This window comes from Pseudomonas sp. NPDC098747 (genome assembly GCF_044760045.1).
Classification (GTDB): Bacteria; Pseudomonadota; Gammaproteobacteria; order Pseudomonadales; family Pseudomonadaceae; genus Aquipseudomonas.
Map to the genome: position 1 here is coordinate 111,873 of NZ_JBIWAL010000006.1, position 17,852 is coordinate 129,724.

The window sequence follows — 17,852 nt, forward strand, 5'->3', positions numbered from 1 at the left end:
TCAAATTGTTATCATCCCGACCTCTTCAGCCTGGATAAACGTTGTCTGCCATGTCCAACCTGACCGTTCGCAGCAGTGCCGAGCGCCTGCCACTGGGACTCCCGGACGCTTTTTTCGATCGCGACGCCCAGGTTCTGGCGCGGGATCTGCTCGGCAAAGTCATCCGCCATCGGGTCGGGGATTTGTGGCTGAGTGCGCGAATCATCGAAACCGAAGCCTATTACTGCGCGGAAAAAGGCAGCCATGCGTCGCTCGGCTACACAGAAAAGCGTAAGGCTTTGTTTCTGGATGGCGGCCACATCTATATGTATTACGCACGTGGCGGCGACTCGCTGAACTTCAGCGCGCAGGGGCCGGGCAATGCCGTACTGATCAAATCGGCTTATCCGTGGGTCGATGAAATCAGCGGCCCGGCGAGTCTGGCGCAGATGCTGTTGAACAATCCGGATGCGCAAGGTCGGCCGCGGCCACCGCAGAAGCTCTGCGCCGGGCAGACCTTGTTGTGCAAGGCATTGGGTTTGAAGGTGCCGATGTGGGATGCCAAGCGTTTTGATCACGAACTGCTGTTGATGGAAGATACGGGGCCGGCGCCCACGCACATCATTCAAACGACGCGTTTGGGTATTCCCCATGGCCGTGACGAACACCTGATGTACCGCTTCGTCGACGCCGCGTATGCGCAATGGTGTACGCGGAACCCGCTGCGTCGCGGTCAGGTCGAAGGTCGCGATTATTTTCTGTGTCCCGAGAAGACAACAATGGATGATTGATGGAACCTCCTGTGGGAGCGAGCTTGCTCGCGAAGAGGCCGTGTCAGTCAACGCGTGTATCGCCTGACACGCCACCTTCGCGAGCAAGCTCGCTCCCACAGGTGATCAATCAGCTGCTGATTAATGCATTCATCCTTCGGGATCAATTGAAGATTTGATGGAGTTGTTTGTATGGGCCCATGGCTCGATAGCGTGACCGGGTGGCTGGCAGCCAATCCAGAGTGGCTGGCCGTCGCGGTGTTCATTGTGGCTTTTGTCGAATGCCTGGCGATTGCCGGGTTGATTGTGCCGGGCACGGTGTTGCTGTTTGCCGTCGCGGTGTTGGCCGGCAGCGGCGCACTGTCGCTGAGCGAGACCCTGTTGCTGGGTTTTCTCGGCGGCATCCTCGGCGATGTGATCTCGTACTTCGTAGGCCGGCATTTCCACCAGAACATCCGCAGACTGCCGGGGCTGCGCCATCATCCTGAATGGATGAGCGGCGCCGAAAGCTATTTCCAGCGTTACGGCATCGCCAGCCTGTTAGTCGGGCGCTTCATCGGTCCGCTACGGCCGATGCTGCCGATGGTCGCTGGCATGTGCGACATGCCTTTCCCGCGTTTCGCCGCCGTCAGCCTGCTGGCCACCGCCGGCTGGACCCTGGCCTATCTGCTGCCGGGCTGGGCCACTGGCGCAGCCTTCCGTCTGCCGTTGCCTGAAGGTTTCTGGCTGGAAGCGGGGATCGTCGCCGGCAGCATCGCGGCAATGGTCGGCCTCAGTGTCAACAGCAGCCTGCGCCGCCACCGCCGCGCGACGATCTGGATCAGCAGCATGAGCCTGTTGATTCTGATTGGCCTGTTCATCGGCTTTCCGTTCCTGACGGCACTCGATCAGGGCGTGATGACGCTGGTGCAGGAACATCGGCAACCGGTGCTGGACGAAATCGCGGTCACCTTCACCCTCATCGGCGAGTTCCACAACATGCTGATGTTCAGCGCGCTGCTGACGGGTCTGTTGCTGCTGTGCCGGCAGTGGCGCCACGCGATTTTCGCCGGCGGCACCCTGCTCTTCACCGCGCTGGCGAATACCGCGACCAAACAGTTTTTCGCCCGGGTACGCCCGGAAGTGCTGACCGATCCGCTTACCAGTTTCAGCATGCCCAGCGGGCATTCGTCGGGCGCGTTCGCGCTGTTCCTGACCCTCGGCGTGCTGGCCGGGCGTGGGCAACCGCCACGCATGCGCCTGACGTGGCTGGCAATCGCGTGCATACCGGCACTGTCGATTGCCCTGTCGCGGGTGTATCTGGGCGCGCATTGGCCGACCGATGTAGTGGCCGGCGCCATGCTGGCGTCGTGCGTGTGTGCGGCGGCGTTGTGGCTGAGTCAGCGTCAGACCCCGCTGAACGCCATGCCATTCAAAGTCTGGTGGCTTGTCCTGCCGGCGCTGCTGGTGCTGTTCAGTTTCTTCGCCTTGCGCCATCTGCCCAATACCTTGTTGCGGTACGCCTACTGACGGCAATGGGCCATTTGCCGTCGCCAATCAAAATCCAGCTTCGCTATCACTCTTCGCTCTCTCGGGTTTGCGCCCCAGAGGGCGTTGTTGTTTCTGTATGGGCGAATACTGCCCTTGAATGTCCCCGCCCAAACTCCCGAATAAAAACCGCGTTACACATCCGTTAGCCAAATTCAACTTCAGCGCCTTCCACAATTTAATTATTCAATTAGATTGATGCGCGCTTTCACCCAATTCCACCTGCATAAACAAATCACGAAACACAACTTCCGCTTATTAACTTCGCAACAACTTTTCATACATCTGCACCCAATGATTCACTCCAAATAATTCAATGATCAACGAGTAGTTCATGAGCCCCAAAACACCGCGTAAAACCATCTCATCACCCTTGCACAAATCACCGGAAACAATCGCCACCACCGATACATTCGAGTCGCAGCCAGATATTTCAATCCGCGCGACAGGGCCAGATGCCCATGGGACCTACTCCAACAGCCACCCTGTGCCAACCACCCGACCGGTTGACCCCGTCAGCATCACGCCGGCGGTGGTGATAACCGCCATGCACGGGCAGAGCGCAGGCATTTCCGCTCTTCATGCAACACCCGTGAGGGAATACTGGTTATCCAAGGCATTTGTGCGCGGTATGGGCGAACCGAATGAGGAGGGTTTTCTTTATATCGTCGGGCGCAAGTTTGTCGAAGTCGAACATGAAGGCCTGTTACAAATGGCACATGTCGACTTCGATAGCGTAATGGGCGCTTATCGGTTGAAAAAACTCAGCGAGCGCAATCCGCTCGGCCCGCCGGTTTATAAAAACCCAACACGTTTGACGTGGCGCCTGAGCGAGTCACCTGCGGTTACCGATGTTTTGGAAGTCGCCAGTAGCACCGCACAAAAACGCCCCTTACCCGCTGCAAACCAGCCAACCGAGGCCAAACGCAACCGCCCGACAGACCCGCCACGCCGTATCGATACGGCTCATTATGTTCTGACCGGGCGCTCGCCAGACCGTCAGGGTTATTACGAGTTCGCGCCCCGCGCGCAGCCACACTCAGGCGCGCCGCATACGCTGTTCGCCTTTGCCGACGGGCACGGCGGCTGGACCCATATCGACACCCCCACAGGAGGCTTCGACGCTCAACCGGTTTATCTGAAGCACTGGACCGATCAGGAAATCTGGGAGCTATACGGTATCGAAGGACAGGCTATCGAGCGTTTTCGCAGCCAAGCGCAAACCAGTGGGCAACGGCCCGACTGGGTTACACCAAATGAGGCGCGCAACCCGGCGATGGCGCTGATCCGCGACTCGCTCAGGTGGCTGTATCCAGGCATGTCGCCGACACAGCGCGAAACATGGTTGCAGTCTTACAACCTGTTACCCAGCCAGCTGACCCGCCTGCAGCAACACATGAATACGCAATTAGTGATGCCTGAATGGGCCGCAGCGCACAAACGGATGACGGAGGATGCCACCGCGCCGCAGCACCTGACGCAAATCAGTGAGCAATTCGCTGCCGAACTGAACCTGAAACGGGGCGCCAGACACCCATGGTACGACCCGGAGAAGAGTTTGACCGGCGCATTCCGCGAAGCACTTCTCACGCGGATGGGCTATTTGCGCAACAAGAACAACTGCCTTTATCGAACCGACGTCCCGGCCCTGTTCCGCGGTGATGACCGCACCCCATTCGAACTGGCAAACGACAGTGCGATGCTGCCCCGCTATGCGCACACCGCAGGCGCAACCACAGATAAACCGATCAGTGCCACCTTCAGCCTCAACGAAGCGCAGATGTACGGCAGCGCGCCCGACCCCGAATACTTGAGATTCAATACTCAACGAAACAAGCACCCCGGCCGGGCAACTGACGACTCATCGTCTGATAGCGACAGCGACACTGACAGCATCTCGACATCAACCGATTCAGACAACGACGACTCGATCGGCTGGGATCACGATCGCCGATACACAACCACCCGAGACCGTCAGCAAGTGATGTTCATCTATGCACTCGACACGCGCGGCCTGGAGGTGATGCCTCGCGAAGAAAATTATTCGTTCAACCTCAGCGCCACGGACAACCCGGTGACATGGTTCCCCGACGACAACTTCGAAGGCCTGGTTTCAGTCAATAAAAAGGGCATCAATGCCGACCGTATCTGGCTGCTCGACTCTTCCCTCAGCAAAGGCGCAAAAGTCGACGACATCAATGAGCTGGCCGCAGACCGCGCCGAGTACATCGAAGAAATGACACACGCCGGAAGCCGTAACACATTCGAATACGACCAATTGATAAACGCCGTCGAAGCTGCCGGAAAACCGATCCTCAGGCTGTCGGGCAACAAGGATGAATTCGCCGACGACATCATTTGGCCGTAACTCGGGAATTTTTCAAAGCGACACGTCGGCATTTATAGCCGCCACTTCAGAACAACTATTCAAAGGATTGAATTGTGCCAAAACCCATCGAGTCTCCCCGTTCGCAACCACCTGAACACGCCATATACGTCACGCCGATCAATGCATCGATCGATCCGACAGGCCAACCCGAACCGCCGCCCACCGTAGTCGATGGCGCAGAAAAACCGTCTTCGCGCACACTCAGATCGCTCGACAAACGCCTGGGTGCATTGCGCATTGGCGAGTTCGCCATCACCCGCGTCGAGCTTGAGACCATGGGCGCCAAAATCGCCGGTCACGCGATCAGTGCAGACAACGCAAATATCAAAACCGCCGACCAGGCTTTTCTCGACGCACTGAGTTTCAACCCGGACACCGTCGAGTTCCGGATCAGAACCGCCGCCCCGACTGACAGCACGGCTGCCACCTTCTTCTACGAATTGGCCTGCAAACGCTCCATCAGTGCGCCACCGGTTTTCGATGCCGCCGAACCGCTAGCGCCTGGCAGCCCGATGGAGCGCTTTGACAGACTCGTCGACGCCGCACAAAAGCTCGACATTCATCGCGTCGATGTCTATGACCATTTGCCCGCTTGGGTCAGCAAAGCCAAGAGCTCCGTACTCAACGGCGCGGGTGTCGGCCTGCAAGCTTACGGCATCTATAGCGGCCTGGCCGGTGTGGCGGATGCAATCAAGACTGGCGACTGGGGCGAAGCGGCGTTCAACGGTGGCGCGGTTGTCACTGAACTCGGTTCACTGATCATCGAGCGCGGCCTGACCAAGACCGGCGAAGCGATGCTCAAGAGCAACGGGGTGATTTTCCAGCGTTTCTCAACGACGTCGACGGGAAAGGTACTCGGACGCGGTGCCGGGTTGTTCGCCAGCGCCATCACACTGCCCTTCGACATCATCGGCGCGGTGAAATCCTTCAATGCTGCGGCGGCTGCGCAGGGCAAGGAAGCTCAGGATCACTACGTCAGCGGCGCGATGAGCGTGGCCGGTGCGGGAGTGAGTATCGCCCTCGGCCTCGCCGCGCTGGCTGGTTTCGGGAATATCGCAGGGCCGGTGGGAATTCTTGCGGCGGCAGTGCTGGTACTGGGCGCAGAAATCTATCGCGCTGCGCGGATCGTCGACGATATCGACGACTACATCGAGTTGAGCGCGCACGAACGTTTGCGCTCCGGCTGGTTCGCCTTCACCCGCCAGGAACTGGACCAGGACGTCCTGGACCGCTACAAAGTCGCCAAAGCCCTGGGCGATCACAGCCGGCAGATCGAGCGCTCCGCCAAGGATCTGCTTGAGGGCGCATACCGCAACTACGTCGAACACGTGGTCAACGGCAGCTTCCACGTCACCTTGCAACCGGTGAAACTCTGGAAGCATCAATGGAATGCCGCCGCAGGCGAACAACCGTTCAAGATCAGTCACGAGCCGGTGGTGCTGGAAACCGCTGATGTCCTCGATGCCGGCGATGGCTTGCCGCAGAATCTCGGCGGCGTAGTAACGGGCACGCTGGGCGACGACAAAGGCATCTTGTGGCGCCTGGGAGATGGCCAGGACCGGATCACCGGGGTGAAAAAAAAATCCAACTTCTTCATCTACCGAGCAGACCCGAAAACCCTCGACGGCGGCGACAAGGACGACGAATTCCACTACGAGGTAACCCGCACCGAACTGGACCGGGAATTGCCACCGGCAGCAATCAGCAATCTTGACGGTGGCGACGGCTCGGATCTGCTCTCCTTCACCGGCAGGCGCCCCTCCACGGATACCCGCCAGCAAGGTTACGACGTCAATCTGCACAGCGGCGAAATCAGCCTGCACAGTGCCGGGACGGCGACGGCAGCGATAAAAATTGCCCAGACCACCTCCATCGAGAATGTCTCGACGCTGAACGGTGGCGCGAGTCGGGTCACCGGCAGCGACGCCGCCAACCGGATCACCGCCAACGGTTTGGATATCGTTGATGCCGCCGCTGGCGACGACACCATCGTCATTCGCGGAACGCACTGCCACGTGAATGGCGGCGTCGGCAGGGATCGTTACCTCGTTACCGACACTTCCGTTGAGGCGACGATTGTCGAGGATGGCGAGCAGTCGAGCCTGATCGAATTCGGCTGGCCGCTGGCAACCATTCAACGCTGGCAGATCATCGGCACTTCGCTGGTCGTACGTTCGTTGCGTGGCGAAGACGGCGAACTCCCCGAGCATGTCCTGACCATCAAAAACGTTTACCAAGCGCTGAACGGCCAGCGCTTGATCCACAATCATCAGTTGCTCTTCAAGACCCGCGATGGTTATGAATTAGTACCGGTATTGCCCACCTCGCTAAATGACGCCGATGACCACGATGTTGAAGTGGCCCTGACTGTACCAGGACGACTTGCGCCCGCCCTGAGCATCCTCAACGGAGGGAAAGTCTCGATTACCAACTCCAGCGCGAAGCATTATTTCGTGCCACAGGGTGACGGCAAGATCGTGTTTGACGCCAGTGGCGCACGTAACACCGCCACCACAATCTACCTCGACTGTCATCTTGAAGACGTGGGCGACGCTCATATCAACTACGACATTGATGTACGCCAAGGTGTCTCTGGTTTCTCTTCACTTATGTACAGCCATATCAACCTGAGCCTGTTCATCCCGTCCAGGGTGATCAACTTCGTCGGTGTCATTAGCGAGCGACATGCCGCGTCTTTCAATAGCGGCGGTGGCATTCTCACCAATGGATTGCACATGGCCAATGAGGTCGTGCTGATTTTTCGTGATGGAAAATCCTCCCGACTGATTCCGCCAAGGCTTGAGTATGCGCAGGATGTAAAACGCGCAGGCCTCCAGGGTCGCGATGCTCGCGAATGCCTGAAACTGCGCCATGGGCAGTATGCATTCAGCGAGCCGCGAATCACCCAGCAAACCTTGCTCCCTGCGCATAACGCCAAGATCGAAATCAAGGCGAACTCACCTCAAGGCATTTACGCACTGCGTGGCCAAAGTGCCAAGTACGAAGTATTCCCTGCCAGCAACGCGATCATCAGCCTGGCAACACCGGGGGCCGAAGCAAAAACCGCCGATGCATCGACCTGGACGATTAATACCGCATACATGAAGGAAACGATCACTGGCGATGAAATACGCCTTGAGGGTACGACCCTGCATCTGGGGACTGTCATCATCAAGTTACCCAGCACCGAAGACCCCGATGTCCCGGTCGAGACCGTCCACGTAGTCAGCTCCTGCGGCAATATCTATGAGATCAACCTGGTGTTCGAAACGCTGCAACTTTACGAAGTCAACGCGCAGGCCTACACCAGCGTCAACGCCTTGCGCGAAGACCTTGGTGCACATCACGCGCGCCACCATTTGGCTGGCGAAGTGAAGGTTCGCAATATCTTCACCGACCAGACAGTTGGCGCAAACGTGATCTACAACGCCACGAATGATTATTGGGGTGTGGATAACCAGCCAAGTTACCGCATCAAAGATGAAGAATTGGTCATCAGCCCATCGACTCCGTTGCAGGCTTATTAAAGCGCCGCGATCAGTCAGAGCATGCCGCGAGGTTGGGTCACGCTAGGCAAACAACTCACCTTGCAACTCATCGAGCAGCGCCTGGATCGCATCCAGTCGCTGCTGTGGGTCGTCGAGTTGCAGCAGGTCGATCTTGTCTTCTTCGGCGAAAGGCAACAGGTAGGCCAACTGATTGGCCAGTGACTGCTGGCCAACGGCTTCGGTGCCCATGCTCAACGCCTCGACCATCGGGTGCTCGGCCAGCGCCTTGAGCAGCGCCACCAGGTCCGCGTCTTCATCCTGCAAGGGTTGCTCGGGTTCGTCCTCCAGCCACTCGACGTCGGCGAGGATCAACTGGTCGCGCTGCACTTCGGTGCGCAGCACATGGAAGCGCCGCCCGCCTTGCACGCGAATGCCCAACAGGCCGTTGTCCTGCTGCTGGAAATCGGTGATCCGCGCCTCACAGCCAACCAGCGCATAACCTGCGGGAGCAACACCGACTTCATGGCCGTCGAGGATGCACACCACACCAAAGCCGCCGCCCTGTTTCATGCAGCGACCGATCATGTCCAGGTACCGCGCCTCGAAGAGCTGCAAGTCGAGGTTGCAGCCGGGAAACAGCACTGTGTTCAACGGGAAAAGCGGCAGACTCATAGACATTTCCTTACACCACCATCGACACCGCCAACGGCAGGAACACCGCCGTGGCCACGCCCATCAGACTCATTGCCAACGCCGCGAAGGCGCCGGTCTCATCACTTTCTTGCATCGCCACCGCCGTGCCGACAGCATGCGCGGTCATGCCCAATGCCATGCCGCGCGCTTCGGGGCTGTGCACGCCGAGGCGGGTCAACAGCGTCGGGCCGAAGATCGCGCCGATGACTCCGGTGATCAGCACGAACACCGCCGCCAGCGCCGCAACGCCACCGATCTGCTCGGCCACCAGCATCGCAATCGGTGAGGTCACCGACTTCGGCGCCATGGTCATCAGAATCATGTGATCAGCGCCAAACCACCACCCCAGCAGAACGCCCATACCCGTGGCGACCACCCCGCCTATCACCAGCGTAGTAAAAATCGGCCAGAACAATTGGCGAATACGCCGCAGATTGAGATACAGCGGCACCGCCAGCGCCACCGTCGCCGGCCCGAGCAGGATACTGAGGATCTCGGTGCTCTTGCGGTACTCGGCGTACGTCAGGCCACAGCCGACCAACACGCCGATCACCAACAGCATGGAGACCAGCACCGGTTGCAGAAAGATCCAGCGGGTTTTCTCAAACGCCGCCAGCACCAGTTGATAGGCGCCAAGGGTAATACCGATGCCGAACAATGGATGATGAATCACCGACATCCAGGCACCTTGCCAATCGAAGAGCATCAGGACTCCTCCGACGGCTGCGCATGACGCTTGACCAAGCGCTGCATCAGCACGCCAGCAAAGGCCATCGACAGAATCAGTGACACCACGAGGGCGCCGACAATCGCCCAGAAATCGGCGGCAATCGCCGTGGCGTAAACCATCACGCCCACGGCGGGCGGCACCAGCAGCAACGGCAGATAGCGCAGCAGGCTGCCGGCCGCCAGATTCAGCGGCTCGCCGACTTCACCGCGAATGATCAGGAACACCAGCAACAGCAGCAGACCGATGATCGGCCCCGGCAGCACCGGCAACAGTAAATGATTGAGTGCCGTGCCGAGCAATTGGAACAGCACCAGCAGGGTCAGGCCACGTAACAACATCTGACATCTCCGACAAAAAGCGCCCGGCATTATAAGCATGGCTGCGCTATGGATCGGCATTCGCCAAAAGCATGGTCGGTTGACCTGAGCAAATTGCCATGATGATCTACAGTGGTTCGCAGGGCGGTCAAATCCCCCACCTGAAAAACTATAAAACAGATGAACCCAAGGAGAGTCTCAATGCCCTATGTTCCAGTTGCAGAGCTCAAAGATTATGTCGGCAAGGAACTCGGACGTTCCGAATGGCTCACCATCGATCAGGAACGCATCAACCTGTTCGCCGAAGCCACCGGTGATTATCAGTTCATTCATGTTGACCCGGTCAAAGCCGCGCAAACGCCTTTTGGCAGCACCATTGCCCACGGTTTCCTGTCGTTGTCGCTGATCCCCAAACTGATGGAAGACATCCTGATCCTGCCCGAAGGCGTGAAAATGGTCGTCAACTACGGTCTTGACAGCGTGCGTTTCATCCAGCCCGTGAAGGTCAATTCGAAAGTCCGCCTCAAGGTCGACATGGTTGAAGTGACCGAGAAAAAACCTGGCCAGTGGCTGCTCAAAGCCACCGCGACACTTGAGATAGAAGGCTCGGACAAACCGGCCTACATCGCTGAACCGCTGTCGCTCTGCTTCGTTTAAGCGCCGGGATGCGAAGTGGCGCACGCTGTTTCGCATCCGCTCCCCTTCAGCGGCTGTATAAGGTCACATAGCTGCGGCATACTCGGTCGCCTAATTGCCCGGATCCCGCTATGCGCTCACTCGCTCGTCTTGCACCCCTTGCCTTGACCCTGTTGCTTGCCGCTTGCGGCGACGGCGAATCGCTGTTGCCCCCGGATGCGCGCCTGCCGGACGGCGGACGCTATCGCGGCGAGTTGGTCGATGGCTTGCTGCAAGGTCAGGGACGGGTCGACTACCCCAACGGCAGCTGGTACGCGGGGCAGTTCGACAAGGGGCAGTGGCATGGGCAGGGCGAATGGCATGGCAGCAATGGCGAGATTTATCGCGGCCAGTTCCAGCAAGGTTTGTTCGACGGCCAGGGCAGCCTGACCACCAATGCCAGCAGTTACACCGGCGGTTTCAAACAGGGCCGGCGTGAGGGCGAAGGCACGCTGAAAGAAAACGCCATGACCTACCGTGGCGAGTTCAAGGCTGATCAATATTCCGGGCTCGGCCGTCTCGAAATGGACGACGGCAGCTCTTATCAAGGCCAGTTTGCCCACGGCAAACCCAATGGCGAGGGCCAGCGCGGTGATTCCAGCGGCAACTCGTTCACTGGCCATTTCGTCAACGGTCAGTTGGAAGGCAACGGTACGTTCAACAGCGCTGACGGCGACATCTATGTCGGCGGCTTCAAGAACAACCAACTGCACGGCAAGGGCCGCTACGAAAACGCGGATGGCGATGTCTGGCTCGGCCAATTCAAGGAAGGCGCACTGACCGGCAAGGGCGAACTGATCGGTGCCGACGGCAGCCATTACGTCGGTTCCTTCAGCGACTGGCGCTTCAGCGGTCAGGGCCGCTTGAACCTGTCCGATGGCAGCTTCTATATCGGCGGATTCGACAACGACAGTTACGCCGGACGCGGCACGCTGGTGCTGACCGACGGCAGCGTGATGAGCGGCACTTGGGTAAACGGCCAGCGCGTGCGCGACGCCGATGGCAAGTTATTGCCCGACACCCTCGAACTCGGCTTGCTCGCCCAGGGCCGTTTACTCGACGAGGCATTGGCGGCGATTCCGGCCTCGACGCCTACGGTCGAGTTGTACACCCTGACCCTCGGCGGCGACGGCAAGCAGAGCGTGTTCCTGCGCGAATCCGACTACGTCGCCAACATGCTCAATACGCGTTTCGGCGCGCATGGCCAGATCCGTCTGGTCAACCACCGCGACCACCTCGGCGACCGGCCGATGGCCACCCGCGAGAACCTGCGCCGCGCCGCACAAACCCTGGCCGAGCGCAGCGGCCCGGAAGACTTGCTGTTCATCTACCTGACCAGCCACGGCACCGCCGAACACGAACTGGTGCTCGACCAGCCACGCATGGAACTGGCCGACCTGCCCGCCGACGAACTCGCCGCCGTGCTCGCACCGCTGAAAAACCGCGACAAGATCATCGTGATTTCCGCGTGCTACTCCGGCGGTTTCATCCCGGCCCTCAAAGATGAACGCACGCTGATCATGACCGCTTCGCGCGCTGATCGGGTGTCCTTCGGTTGCTCCGAGGAAGCCAACTTCACCTTTTTCGGCGATGCACTGTTCGCCCAGGCACTGAACCAGACCGACGATCTGGAGCAAGCCTTCAAACTGGCCAAGGCCACCGTCGCCGAGCGTGAACTGGCGGACAATTTTGAAGCCTCGGAGCCGCAGATCTGGGCACCGAAAACCGTGCTGTCGCACTGGCAACTGCTGCGTAAACAGCAAGCGAGAAAAGCTTTGCAAAGTGCTGCGTTGAACGACGGAGCGACAAAGAGCAACTAAGCTGAACAGTATCAAGGGAGAGACACTATGTACTTGACGCCTCAGCACGTATTGCTTGCCGGAGCCACCGGTTTGACTGGTGAACATCTACTCGACCGTTTGCTCAACGAGCCAACGATTTCTCGCGTCCTCGCCCCTTCCCGTCGGCCACTGGCCGAGCATCCGCACTTGGAAAATCCGGTCGGTGATCCACAGGCATTTCTGCCGCAGCTCAGCGGTCGCGTCGACATCGCCTATTGCTGCCTCGGCACCACCATCAAGCAGGCCGGCTCCGAAGCTGCGTTTCGCGCCGTTGATCTGGACATGGTCGTGGCGTTTGCCAAGCGCGCGCGGGAGATGGGCGCGCGGCATCTGATCGTGATCAGCGCAATCGGCGCCGATCCGAAATCATCGGTTTTCTACAATCGGGTCAAGGGTGAAATGGAGCAGGCATTGCGCGCGCAAGACTGGCCGCAACTGACCATTTGCCGGCCGTCGCTTTTACTTGGCGAACGTTCCGAGCCACGCTTGGGCGAGCAGCTTGCTGCACCGTTTGCGAAATTGATTCCGGGCAAATACCGCGGCATCGAAGCCTGCCAACTGGCCCGGGCAATGTGGCGGCTGGCGCTGGAAGAGCAGGATGGGGTTCGGGTAATTGAGTCGGATGATCTGCGCAAACTCGGCAAGTAAACTCAGGGTGCCCGGGCTAGCCTCTTCGCGGGCAAGCCCGCTCCCACAGTGATCATCGGCGAGTACAAATTTAGCGTACGACATCAATCCCTGTGGGAGCGTGGCTTGCCCGCGAATGGAGTGCGCAGCGCTCCCCTATAATCCGCCAGTTGCCTGAAAGCCTACACCGAGCACAGTGAGCAGCGACAGCGGCAACAACAGCGTATCCAGCAATGCACTCGCCGGCAGGTCCACGCCCGGATAACTCGGCGCCTCAGCGCCAAATCGATCCATCGCACAACAGCCGCCGTTCAGCGCATACAAATCCAGCCGCGTCCCGGAATACACCACCGGCGCCCCCGGTTTCGCCGCGTCCAGCGTGCGCGCAGTGGCGCACCCGGTCAGTTGCAGCGCCAGCACAATTACCAGCAGCTTATTCATCGCTGCTCAGATGATGCTCACCCCAACGCGGCAGCATGTCCTGCGGAATGCCCAGCAAGTTAAGAATCCGCGCCACGACGAAATCGATCAGATCATCGATGGTCTGCGGCTGGTGATAGAAGCCCGGCGAGGCCGGCAGAATGGTCACGCCCATGTTCGACAGCTTGAGCATGTGCTCCAGATGAATGCTCGAATACGGCGCCTCACGCGGTACCAGAATCAGTTGGCGACGTTCCTTCAAGGTGACGTCTGCTGCACGTTCGATCAAGTTGTTGCAGGCCCCCGTCGCAATGGCCGACAGTGTCCCGGTCGAGCACGGCACCACCACCATCGCCGCTGGCGCACCGGAGCCCGAGGCCACCGGCGACATCCAGTCTTCCTTGCCGTACACGCGGATCTGCCCGGCGGCAGCCCCGGTGTATTCGGTGAGGAACGCTTGCATCATCTGCGGCTTGGGCGGCAGCGAGACGTCGGTCTCAGTCGCCATCACCAGTTGCGCAGCCTTGGAGATCAGGAAGTGCACCTCGCGATCTTCCCGCACCAGACAATCGAGCAGGCGCAAACCGTACTGCGCGCCGGAAGCGCCGGTCATCGCCAGCGTGATGCGTTCCGGGCCGCCGTTCTGCGAAAAAGTGTTCATTGCAGCGCCTCGGCGAGTTTGCCGTGCAGACCGCCGAAGCCGCCGTTGCTCATGATCACCACGTGCGTACCGGGCTGAGCCTGACTCTTCACGCGTTCGATGATGCCTTCCAGCGAATCGCTGACAATCGACGGCACTTTGCACAGCGCAGCGGTGGCGGCCAGATCCCAACCGAGGTTGGCCGGGGCGTACCAGATCACCTGATCGGCATCGTTCACACTGTCCGGCAAACCGTCACGGTGCGCGCCGAGCTTCATCGAGTTGGAACGAGGTTCGATGATCGCGATCAACGGTGCATCACCGATGCGCTTGCGCAAGCCATCAAGCGTGGTGGCGATCGCGGTCGGGTGATGGGCGAAGTCGTCGTAGATGGTGATGCCGCGCACTTCAGCGACTTTCTCCATCCGGCGTTTAACGTTCTTGAACGCGCTCAATCCAGCGATGCCCATCGATGGCACCACGCCGACATGACGCGCAGCCGCCAGAGCAGCCAAGGCATTGGCGACGTTGTGCAGGCCAGTCAATTCCCACTCGACCGTGCCTTGGGACACGCCTTCGAACATCACTTCGAACGCCGAACCGTCTTCACTGAGCAATTTGACCTGCCACTGACCGCCCGCACCGGTGGTTTGCACCGGAGTCCAGCAGCCCATCTCGATCACCCGCTGCAATGCAGGTTCGGTGGTCGGATGGATCACCAGGCCTTCGCTTGGGATGGTGCGCACCAAATGGTGGAACTGACGCTCGATGGCCGGCAGATCAGGGAAGATGTCCGCGTGATCGAACTCAAGGTTGTTGAGGATCGCAGTGCGCGGGCGGTAGTGAACGAATTTCGAGCGCTTGTCGAAGAAGGCGCTGTCGTACTCGTCGGCCTCGATCACGAAAAACGGCGTACCGCCCAGACGTGCCGACACCGAGAAGTTCTGCGGCACGCCACCGATCAGGAAACCCGGGCTCATGCCGGCGTGTTCCAGCACCCAGGCGAGCATGCTGCTGGTGGTGGTTTTGCCGTGGGTGCCGGCGACGGCCAGCACCCATCGGCCTTGCAGCACATGATCAGCCAGCCACTGCGGGCCGGACACGTATGGCAGGCCTTTGTTCAGCACATATTCCACCGCCGGATTGCCGCGCGACATGGCGTTACCGATCACCACCAGATCCGGTGCCGGATCGAGCTGGGCCGGATCGTAGCCCTGCGTCAGCTGAATGCCCTGGGCTTCAAGCTGTGTGCTCATTGGCGGATAGACGTTGGCGTCGGAGCCGGTCACGTGATGGCCCAGCTCTTTGGCCAGAACCGCCATCGAGCCCATGAAAGTCCCGCAGATACCCAGAATATGAATGTGCATAGTCGACCTCGTAAAACATGGCCGCAGGTTAGCGTAGGGAGGGGGAAATCGCACTCTTTAGGTGATGGGCCGGGATTGGGTGGACGCAACATTTCGGTATGGCTCAGGATTGCTACCCTCACCCCAGCCCTCTCCCGGAGGGAGAGGGGGCTGACCGAGGTGTCTTTTGCCATACGTCGACCTGAGCGACCGAGTGGATTATGGATCGACAACTGCCGGTCTCCTCTCACAGCCAGAGTTCGACTGGATCTTTCAGGTTGGCGTAACTCGAGAGAACACCCCGGTCAGTCCCCTCTCCCTCTGGGAGAGGGTTAGGGTGAGGGCCTTCTAACTGACACACCGCTCAATCCCATGCTTACGCAGTTTCCTATAGAGCGTATTACGACTGACACCCAGCTGCTGCGCGGTATGCGTCATATGCCAGCGGGTCTGCTCCAAAGCACTGAGCAATGCCGAGCGTTCGGCATCCTCCAGTGGATGATCGGATTGCATAACCTCCAACTCTACCGGCACCCGCACCTGCCGAATCATCACCGGCAAATCCTCCAACCCGATCCGTCCCTCATCACACAACGCCGCCAACGTACGCAGGACATTACGCAACTGCCGCACATTCCCCGGCCACTGGAACGCCAACAACGCCTGACGCGCCGGCTCATCAATCACCAACACATCCCCGCCCGCCTCTTCGGCCAGCAGAAAATCCAGTAGCTGCGATTTATCACTGCGCTCACGCAACGCCGGCAACGCCACTTCCAGCCCGTTGAGTCGGTAATACAGATCCTCGCGAAAACTGCCGTTCTCGACTCGTTCCAGAAGATTGCGGTGGGTAGCACTGATGATCCGCACGTTGACCGCTTCCGGCTCGCCACCGATCGGCACCACTTGCCGATCCTCAAGCACCCGCAACAAACGGGTCTGCAAGGCCAACGGCATGTCGCCGATTTCATCAAGGAACAATGTGCCGCCATCGGCCTGCTGCAACTTGCCGCGCATACCATCCTTGCGCGCACCGGTGAAGCTGCCGCCGCGATAGCCGAACAGCTCGCTCTCGATCAGGCTTTCAGGAATCGCCGCGCAATTGAGGGCAACGAAGGCTTTGCTCGCGCGTTGACTGGCCTGATGCACAGCCTTGGCGAAGGCTTCTTTGCCGGAGCCGGTTTCGCCATTGATCAACAGCGGCACATCGCGCTCGAAAACTCGCAGAGATTTGCGAAATTCAGCCTGCAATGCCGCATCACCGAGACAAATGCCCGACAGACGCGGAGCCTGTGCCACGACCGGCGCAGGCATGATCGGCATTGATTTACGAGACTCACCGCGCAACACGGCAAACAGATTTCGTCCGTCGCGGGTGCGTAACGGCCAACTGGCGCTGGCATTGGCACTCGCACGACCGAGCAACTCATCCAGCGAACAATCGAAAAACGCCTCGACCGGTTTGCAGAGCAAGCCACCGCGAATATGCCCCAGCAGGTTCAGCGCGCTCTGATTGACCGCACTGATCCGCCCTTCCCCGTCGAACGCCAGCAGCCCTTCGCTGAACAGCCCGACCGATTCGGCCTGCAAATGAAAACGCAGCAACCATTGGTTATCGAAACAGCGCAGGAAGTAGCAGCTCTCGATCATCTTCGCCGACAGATTGACCAGCGCCATGGTGTGAAACTGGCTCTGTCGCGAGACGTCGTGGCGTGCCGAGGACACATCTAGCACAGCCAGCAATTCGCCGTGCGGGTCGAACACCGGGCTCGCCGAACAGGTCAGGCCGGTGTGGCGTCCACGGAAGTGTTCATTCTGATGGATGGTCAGCGCCTGGCGCTCGACCAGGCAGGTGCCGATGCCGTTGGTGCCTTCACAGGCTTCGCTCCAGTCGGCACCAAGCCAGAGGCCGGCACGCTCGAAAATCTTCCGTTCGGCAGGCGCGGTGACGCAGTTGAGGATCACCCCGCGCGCATCGGTCAGCAGCACTGCGTGTCCGGCGCCTGAGAGTTGCTGATGCAGACTGCTCATTTCATTGCCGGCAATCTGCAACACTTGCTGCAGACGCTCGCGGCTTTCGAGGACGCGCCCATGTTCTAGCACGGTAGGCGCCATGCTCAGCGCCGGGTCGAGGTGATAGTCCTCAACACAGCGCAGCCACGAGCGGGCGATCGACGGATCAGCGCCGGGGCCGTGCAGGTGCGGTTTGCCCTGGGTAACGGTGAGAACCTGTTGGGCATGGCGATTCAAATGGTTGTCGTGCATTTCTTATTGTTCTCCCCGAGGCTCGACGGCCCAATGCTGAGGTGACGCCCAGCATCCTCCAGCCACCGCACCATTGCAATGCTGGCAAGACTGCCCGGTCACCGGCTGTGCCAAAAGCGGTACAAACTGTCACCCAGCCTGTACC

The 17,852-nt window shown here is 59.5% G+C and carries 14 protein-coding genes; 7 read left to right on the forward strand and 7 right to left on the reverse strand.

Translation table 11 applies throughout. From position 1 onward, the window contains the following. Positions 1–50 precede the first annotated feature (50 nt). The 4 genes from ACIQVE_RS05785 to ACIQVE_RS05800 all read left to right on the forward strand — a co-directional run bounded on the left by ACIQVE_RS05785 (position 51) and on the right by ACIQVE_RS05800 (position 8,192). Positions 51–770 carry a DNA-3-methyladenine glycosylase gene (locus tag ACIQVE_RS05785; protein WP_402805448.1) on the forward strand — a complete coding sequence of 240 codons (720 nt, stop codon included), beginning with the start codon at positions 51–53 and terminating at the stop codon, positions 768–770. A gap of 171 nt (positions 771–941) precedes the next feature. After that, positions 942–2,258: a bifunctional DedA family/phosphatase PAP2 family protein gene (locus tag ACIQVE_RS05790; protein WP_402805450.1), complete on the forward strand. Its 1,317-nt coding sequence runs from the start codon at positions 942–944 to the stop codon at positions 2,256–2,258. A 352-nt stretch (positions 2,259–2,610) separates the two neighbouring features. Continuing rightward, positions 2,611–4,644 carry a hypothetical protein gene (locus ACIQVE_RS05795; protein WP_402805452.1) on the forward strand — a complete coding sequence of 678 codons (2,034 nt, stop codon included), beginning with the start codon at positions 2,611–2,613 and terminating at the stop codon, positions 4,642–4,644. 74 nt (positions 4,645–4,718) lie between these two features. Further along, a complete protein-coding gene (locus tag ACIQVE_RS05800; protein WP_402805454.1) occupies positions 4,719–8,192 on the forward strand; it encodes a calcium-binding protein in 3,474 nt (1,157 codons plus the stop codon). 42 nt (positions 8,193–8,234) lie between these two features. Here ACIQVE_RS05800 and ACIQVE_RS05805 read toward each other — a convergent pair whose 3' ends face one another. Genes ACIQVE_RS05805 through ACIQVE_RS05815 form a run of 3 tightly spaced genes read right to left on the reverse strand, consistent with a single transcriptional unit; the run spans position 8,235 to position 9,914 of the window. Further along, positions 8,235–8,825, reverse strand: a complete 591-nt coding sequence (locus ACIQVE_RS05805) for an LON peptidase substrate-binding domain-containing protein (RefSeq protein ID WP_402805456.1) — start codon at positions 8,823–8,825, stop codon at positions 8,235–8,237. Between the two features lie 10 nt (positions 8,826–8,835). Beyond that, positions 8,836–9,552: an LrgB family protein gene (locus ACIQVE_RS05810; RefSeq protein WP_402805458.1), complete on the reverse strand. Its 717-nt coding sequence runs from the start codon at positions 9,550–9,552 to the stop codon at positions 8,836–8,838. After that, positions 9,552–9,914 carry a CidA/LrgA family protein gene (locus ACIQVE_RS05815; protein WP_402805460.1) on the reverse strand — a complete coding sequence of 121 codons (363 nt, stop codon included), beginning with the start codon at positions 9,912–9,914 and terminating at the stop codon, positions 9,552–9,554. Before ACIQVE_RS05815 ends, ACIQVE_RS05810 begins: the two co-directional genes overlap by 1 nt. 180 nt (positions 9,915–10,094) lie before the next feature. Between ACIQVE_RS05815 and ACIQVE_RS05820 the strand changes: the two genes are divergently transcribed. The 3 genes from ACIQVE_RS05820 to ACIQVE_RS05830 all read left to right on the forward strand — a co-directional run bounded on the left by ACIQVE_RS05820 (position 10,095) and on the right by ACIQVE_RS05830 (position 13,057). After that, entirely contained in the window at positions 10,095–10,550 is a 456-nt protein-coding gene (locus tag ACIQVE_RS05820; protein ID WP_402805463.1) for a MaoC family dehydratase, read from the forward strand. Between the two features lie 110 nt (positions 10,551–10,660). After that, a complete protein-coding gene (locus ACIQVE_RS05825; protein ID WP_402805466.1) occupies positions 10,661–12,388 on the forward strand; it encodes a C13 family peptidase in 1,728 nt (575 codons plus the stop codon). Positions 12,389–12,415: 27 nt separating this feature from the next. Next, positions 12,416–13,057 carry an oxidoreductase gene (locus ACIQVE_RS05830; protein ID WP_402805469.1) on the forward strand — a complete coding sequence of 214 codons (642 nt, stop codon included), beginning with the start codon at positions 12,416–12,418 and terminating at the stop codon, positions 13,055–13,057. A gap of 135 nt (positions 13,058–13,192) precedes the next feature. Here ACIQVE_RS05830 and ACIQVE_RS05835 read toward each other — a convergent pair whose 3' ends face one another. From ACIQVE_RS05835 to ACIQVE_RS05850, 4 genes are all read right to left on the reverse strand, one after another. Continuing rightward, positions 13,193–13,477, reverse strand: a complete 285-nt coding sequence (locus tag ACIQVE_RS05835; protein ID WP_402805471.1) for a YceK/YidQ family lipoprotein — start codon at positions 13,475–13,477, stop codon at positions 13,193–13,195. Continuing rightward, positions 13,470–14,117 carry a flavin prenyltransferase UbiX gene (ubiX, locus tag ACIQVE_RS05840; protein WP_150595227.1) on the reverse strand — a complete coding sequence of 216 codons (648 nt, stop codon included), beginning with the start codon at positions 14,115–14,117 and terminating at the stop codon, positions 13,470–13,472. Before ubiX ends, ACIQVE_RS05835 begins: the two co-directional genes overlap by 8 nt. Continuing rightward, positions 14,114–15,463 carry a UDP-N-acetylmuramate:L-alanyl-gamma-D-glutamyl-meso-diaminopimelate ligase gene (gene mpl, locus ACIQVE_RS05845; RefSeq protein ID WP_402805474.1) on the reverse strand — a complete coding sequence of 450 codons (1,350 nt, stop codon included), beginning with the start codon at positions 15,461–15,463 and terminating at the stop codon, positions 14,114–14,116. The genes ubiX and mpl overlap by 4 nt, the downstream gene beginning before the upstream one ends. A gap of 327 nt (positions 15,464–15,790) precedes the next feature. After that, the gene (locus ACIQVE_RS05850; protein ID WP_402805475.1) at positions 15,791–17,707 is read right to left on the reverse strand and encodes a sigma-54-dependent Fis family transcriptional regulator; all 1,917 of its coding nucleotides are present in this window, start codon (positions 17,705–17,707) and stop codon (positions 15,791–15,793) included. Positions 17,708–17,852 lie beyond the last annotated feature (145 nt).

Coding starts and splice junctions, on each gene's coding strand:
- ACIQVE_RS05785 (WP_402805448.1), top strand. CDS start 51: ATGTCCAACCTGACCGTTCGCAGCAGTGCCGAGCGCCTGCCACTGGGA.
- ACIQVE_RS05790 (WP_402805450.1), top strand. CDS start 942: ATGGGCCCATGGCTCGATAGCGTGACCGGGTGGCTGGCAGCCAATCCA.
- ACIQVE_RS05795 (WP_402805452.1), top strand. CDS start 2,611: ATGAGCCCCAAAACACCGCGTAAAACCATCTCATCACCCTTGCACAAA.
- ACIQVE_RS05805 (WP_402805456.1), bottom strand. CDS start 8,825: ATGAGTCTGCCGCTTTTCCCGTTGAACACAGTGCTGTTTCCCGGCTGC.
- ACIQVE_RS05810 (WP_402805458.1), bottom strand. CDS start 9,552: ATGCTCTTCGATTGGCAAGGTGCCTGGATGTCGGTGATTCATCATCCA.
- ACIQVE_RS05815 (WP_402805460.1), bottom strand. CDS start 9,914: ATGTTGTTACGTGGCCTGACCCTGCTGGTGCTGTTCCAATTGCTCGGC.
- ACIQVE_RS05820 (WP_402805463.1), top strand. CDS start 10,095: ATGCCCTATGTTCCAGTTGCAGAGCTCAAAGATTATGTCGGCAAGGAA.
- ACIQVE_RS05825 (WP_402805466.1), top strand. CDS start 10,661: ATGCGCTCACTCGCTCGTCTTGCACCCCTTGCCTTGACCCTGTTGCTT.
- ACIQVE_RS05830 (WP_402805469.1), top strand. CDS start 12,416: ATGTACTTGACGCCTCAGCACGTATTGCTTGCCGGAGCCACCGGTTTG.
- ACIQVE_RS05835 (WP_402805471.1), bottom strand. CDS start 13,477: ATGAATAAGCTGCTGGTAATTGTGCTGGCGCTGCAACTGACCGGGTGC.
- ubiX (WP_150595227.1), bottom strand. CDS start 14,117: ATGAACACTTTTTCGCAGAACGGCGGCCCGGAACGCATCACGCTGGCG.
- mpl (WP_402805474.1), bottom strand. CDS start 15,463: ATGCACATTCATATTCTGGGTATCTGCGGGACTTTCATGGGCTCGATG.
- ACIQVE_RS05850 (WP_402805475.1), bottom strand. CDS start 17,707: ATGCACGACAACCATTTGAATCGCCATGCCCAACAGGTTCTCACCGTT.